Origin of the sequence: Aestuariivirga sp. (assembly GCF_044239095.1) — a bacterium.
Taxonomy (GTDB): domain Bacteria; phylum Pseudomonadota; class Alphaproteobacteria; order Rhizobiales; family Aestuariivirgaceae; genus Aestuariivirga.
In genome coordinates, this window is sequence record NZ_JBIICB010000310.1 from 1 (window position 1) to 4699 (window position 4699).

Consider the following 4699-nt stretch of genomic DNA (forward strand, 5'->3'; position numbering starts at 1 on the left):
TGTATGCAGCGCCCTTGTTCCCTCATCTCCCCGTTGCGTTCCGCAACGGGTCCCTTCTTCTCCCGCTGAAGGAGCGGGAGAAGACATCAGCCGTCACAAGGATTCCATTTGATCGCCCGCCGCTCTATGTCCAATAATGAATCATCTAAGTAACTGATATAACGTTAAAAAATCTCTCCTGTTTGTGCATATGTGTAAGAAAGCGTGAAGGATGAGAAAGGATTCTGTGGAAGACAGTCAGGTCAACCGATGCTCACAGAGAGATTGGAGCGGCGGCATTCCTTTGCTCACTTCTGAAACAGAGTCCTGAGCTTGGCGGGAGCAAGAATGGCCACGCGGCCATAGCCGATCTTGATCAGGCCCATGGACTGCCATTCGCGCATCACCGACCCAGCCGTGGTACGCGAGATATTCGCCATGGCGGCTATGTCTTCCTGGCTCGCATCCACCTCTACAGGTCCCATGCGCGCGTCCGCTGCAGACCGGCATCCCCCGAGGCGCAAGAGAACAGCGGCAAGGCGCTTGTCATGTTGCCGGATCATGAGATCGGCCATCGCACCCAACGCCGTGTCGAGATGCCCCATCAACGGGATCACGAAGCATTTCCAGAATGCCGGATGGAGCTGGGCGATCTCTCCAATCGCCCGTTGCGAAACGTAAAGAAGCGAAACAGACCGCGTGGCCGAAAGGCTGACTGGCCGTGGCTGACCGATGATTGCTGGCCCCTCGCCGAACCAGGTCACCGGCCTGAACAAATGGACGGCGTATGGGCCGTGCTCGTTGCCAGCCAGGACGACTCGGATTGTGCCTGCCACCAGACCATACATGCCCCCCGGTTCGTCGCCGGCGATGTGGATGGCCTCGTTCGCCGTGAACTCTCGCAGACGGGCTCGTTCCAGAACGGCATTTCGGAAGTCCAGCGGCATCTGGCTGAGCCACCCTTCACGAACCGCCAGATCATGAGCCGTGCCCTTGTCCATTATGACGGTCTCAAAAGTGCGCTGGCGGCCAATCTAGGGTTTAAGACGGTGGTATGCAAACGAAAGAACGGCCAAACTCAACACAAGAGGGTAGACAGCAATGAACCTGCTCAAGTTCGGTACGGCTAACGTCAGTACGGTCAAATCGGCCATATCGGCATTATCGTTTTGCGCCGCCATTACTGCTCTGTCGCTGTCCTTTAATTCCGCTCCCGCGGCAGCCTCCGAAATTGTTACGCCTGAAACATACATCCGGGCCGAGACTGACCGCAGCTTCGGAAATATCGCCGCGCAAGGCGGAGGGGTGAACAAGTTCTTCTATATCAGGCAGCCCACGCCTCTCGACGGACAGACGGTCGTGCGCATGAACCGCGACACGCTTTACTCGGCCGCGATCGTGGACACGGAAGGCGGAGCAACGGTCACATTGCCGAAGTCCCCGGATGGCCGCTTCATATCCATCCTGCTGATTGACAATGACCACTACGCACCGGCCGTGCATTACGATCCCGGCACCTACGAATTGCCGAAGGACACCAAATATCTTGCGGTCGTCGTACGTGTGCAGGTCTTCAACCCGAATGACCCTGCTGAGATCGCATTGGTGAACAAGCTTCAGGATGAGGTGGTCATCAAGGCGAGCAATGCCGATCCGTTTCCGCCGTCGAAGTGGGACGCGGCATCCTTAAAGGCGCTCACGGAGCAATACGAGAAGGACTCAGCCCAGTACAGCAGCTGGAAGGGCATGATGGGCCCGCGAGGCAAGGTCGACGAGAAGACCCGCCATATCGCGGCTGCAGCCGCGTGGGGGCTCAATCCCGAATGGGATGCAACCTACCTGAATTATAGCGGCGGCCACGATTACCGGGTGTGCCACACGGCGACCTACCAGGTGCCCGAGAACAAGGCGTTCTGGTCCATCACGATCTATGGCAATGACGGCTACATGAAGAATGAGAATGCCATCGTCGGCTCGTCCAGCGTGAAGCTGAACGACGACGGCACCTTCACCGTCTACTACGGCTCGAAAGAGGTGTGTGGGGACGTTCCCAACCGGCTGGACGTTACCGAAGGCTGGAACTTCCTCATGCGCGTGTATCGTCCAGGGCCGTCGGTTCTCGACGGCAGCTACAAGCTGCCGGAGGTCGTGGAATGGAAAAAATAGCCGCAGCGTGATGCAACCTCGAACGTGCCAAGAGCGACAGCGTCCCTGCCAGAGGGCTTAAGGGCAATAGACTGCCGGCGGCCTCATCGAATGTCGGCCGTACAAAGGGTTTTGGTGCGGGCGGGGGGACTCGAACCCCCACTTCCTTACGGAAAGCGGATTTTAAGTCCGCTGCGTCTACCGTTCCGCCACGCCCGCCGTGCGGGTTGGGTCTCTACAGCAGGTGGCCTGAGTGGACAAGGAATTGCCAGCAGGCGTTGGCCGTTCAGCATGCCACGGGGCTTGCGCCCTGGCGCGCGCTCCGGCCAGGTGGACTCACCTGGTCGAAAAGAACGCGCGCAAGATCAATTGCTTGAGCAGGCTCAGTGCCCCGGCATGTCCCTGAGGTAGGGAATGTCATCGAAGCCGATCCAGCCATAGCTCATCTGGCCCCAGATCAGCGCGAAGACCACGGTGGCGAGCAGCGTGGTGGCCAGAAGCTTTTGCGGCAGCAGGGTCTGGACGGGCGCGCCCTCGTCGTTGCCCTGTTCCACCGCTTCGCCAGCCTCATGGGCATTGCGGATGCCGAAGGGCAGGACGGCGAACAGGCAGATCCACCAGACCACGAAATAGATGGCAATGCCGCTGGCGATGTTCATGCCTGTTCGAGCTCCACCAGCGTGCCGCAGAAATCCTTCGGATGCAGGAACAGCACCGGCTTGCCATGGGCGCCGGTCTTCGGGTTGCCGTCACCCAGCACGCGCGCTCCTTGTGCTTTGAGGTGGTCGCGCGCGGCGAGAATGTCGGCCACCTCATAGCAGAGATGGTGGATGCCGCCGGACGGGTTCTTCTCGAGAAAGCCTGCGATGGGCGATGCGTCTCCCAGGGGCTCCAGCAGCTCGATCTTGGTGTTGGGCAATTCCACGAACACCACGGTCACGCCATGGGCGGGCTCTGCCTGCGGGGCGGAAACCGTCGCCCCCAGCATGCTGCGGTAGACCTCGCTTCCCGTCTTGAGGTCGGGAACGGCAATCGCCACGTGGTTCAATCGTCCGAGCATTGGCATGTCTCCCTGCTGTGAGCGCCTATGTAGGGCGTCACTCCCGCCTGCTCAATGCGGCCTTTCGGCCAAGGCGCTGATGATCCAGTCATGCTGCTCTGGCAGGCGCATGCCCCGCGGCTCGAAGACATGGCGCTCGAGGAAAAAGGCTGCGAGTTTCAGGCCGTCGATCACGTCGGCGGCAGTGGCCTCGCCACTTCCTCTGAGGAAGGCCGGCAGGCGGAACAGCCTGTCCCGGAAGGGCTCTCCCGCCAGTTCCGAAACGGCCTTGCCGCTCCTGGGCGAGACAAAGGCGAGGTTCTCGTTGCTGCCTGTGGCGGCGCATCTGGAGAGGTCGAGGCCGAAGCCCAGCTCATCCAGCAGGCCCATTTCCCAGCGCACCAGCAGGGCGGGCCAGAGCGCGTCGTCGCCCATCGCGTCCAGCACCACGCGCAGCGCCTCATAGACGCGCGGGTGCGGCTCGCGCTCGGGCAGGAGCTGGGCGAGGCTGGTCATCGTGGCAAGCCCCGCCAGCCGGAAGGGTTCCTCCATGATGGCCCCGGCGCGCAGGTTGAGGGGTTCCAGCACATAGGTGCCGAGCTGCTCCTCAAGTCTTGCGCGCCACACCGCCTGCACGGCATTGCCAGCCTGCAGCACCGGCCGCTGCATCCGTGAGCGCCCGCCGCGCACCAGGCCCGGCACGCGGCCATGCCCGGCGGTAAGGATCTCGGCGATGGCACTCGTCTCGCCGTGGCGGCGCACCGACAGGATCACACCCTCGTCGCGCCATTCCATGGGCTAGACGTCGAGCCCCATGTTGCGCAGCCGCTCCTTGTCCTCGGCCCAGTTCTCGCGCACCTTCACGAAGAGGAAGAGATGCACCTTGCGGCCGAACTGCGCCTCCATCTCCTTGCGCGCCATCTGGCCGAGCAGCTTCACGCTCTGTCCGCCCTTGCCGAGCACGATGGCCTTCTGGCTGTCGCGCTCGACGAAGATCACCTGACCGATCTTGACGGAACCGTCCTTGCGCTCCTCCCAGGTTTCGGTCTCCACGGTGGAGGAATAGGGAAGCTCCTCATGCAGCCGCTCATAGATCACCTCGCGCGTCATCTCGGCCGCCATGAAGCGGAGCTGCACGTCCGCCACCTGGTCCGCGGGGTAGAGCCACGGGCCTTCGGGCATCCTGCCGCCCAGGAATGTCAGAAGGTCCTCTGTGCCGGAGCCCTTGAGCGCGCTCACCATGAAGGTCTGCTCGAAGGGATATGCGGCGTTGAACTCCGCCGAGATCTCCAGAAGCCGCTCGCGCGGGATAAGGTCGATCTTGTTGATGACGAGGACGGCCTTGGTCTTCGTCTGCGCAAACTGGGCGATGATGGCCTTTGCCTCATCCGTCAGGCCCGGCCGCCCGTCGACGAGGAAGACCACGGCATCGGCGTCGCCCGCGCCGCCCCAGGCATTCTCCACCATGGCGCGGTCGAGCGTGCGCCGCGGCTTGAAGATGCCCGGCGTGTCGACCAGCACGATCTGCGCATCGCC

Annotated in this window: 6 protein-coding genes and 1 tRNA gene; 1 reads left to right on the forward strand and 6 read right to left on the reverse strand. The window is 61.9% G+C overall.

All coding sequences use genetic code 11. The features are described 5' to 3' along the window. Positions 1-287 precede the first annotated feature (287 nt). Positions 288-980 carry a Crp/Fnr family transcriptional regulator gene (locus ACILRA_RS19935; protein ID WP_395663802.1) on the reverse strand — a complete coding sequence of 231 codons (693 nt, stop codon included), beginning with the start codon at positions 978-980 and terminating at the stop codon, positions 288-290. 100 nt (positions 981-1080) lie between these two features. Between ACILRA_RS19935 and ACILRA_RS19940 the strand changes: the two genes are divergently transcribed. Next, positions 1081-2145: a DUF1214 domain-containing protein gene (locus ACILRA_RS19940; protein WP_395663803.1), complete on the forward strand. Its 1065-nt coding sequence runs from the start codon at positions 1081-1083 to the stop codon at positions 2143-2145. A gap of 112 nt (positions 2146-2257) precedes the next feature. Here the strand turns inward: ACILRA_RS19940 and ACILRA_RS19945 are convergent. The 5 genes from ACILRA_RS19945 to era all read right to left on the reverse strand — a co-directional run. Then, a tRNA-Leu gene (locus tag ACILRA_RS19945) sits at positions 2258-2343 on the reverse strand. Between the two features lie 164 nt (positions 2344-2507). Beyond that, positions 2508-2783, reverse strand: a complete 276-nt coding sequence (locus tag ACILRA_RS19950) for a DUF1467 family protein (protein ID WP_395663804.1) — start codon at positions 2781-2783, stop codon at positions 2508-2510. Continuing rightward, positions 2780-3184, reverse strand: a complete 405-nt coding sequence (gene mce, locus ACILRA_RS19955; protein WP_395663807.1) for a methylmalonyl-CoA epimerase — start codon at positions 3182-3184, stop codon at positions 2780-2782. The genes ACILRA_RS19950 and mce overlap by 4 nt, the downstream gene beginning before the upstream one ends. A gap of 51 nt (positions 3185-3235) precedes the next feature. Beyond that, complete coding sequence (gene recO, locus ACILRA_RS19960; protein WP_395663805.1) at positions 3236-3958, reverse strand: DNA repair protein RecO; 723 nt, start codon at positions 3956-3958, stop codon at positions 3236-3238. Positions 3959-3961: 3 nt separating this feature from the next. After that, positions 3962-4699 (reverse strand): GTPase Era (era, locus tag ACILRA_RS19965; RefSeq protein ID WP_395663806.1); only part of this gene is annotated, 738 nt, incomplete at its 5' end.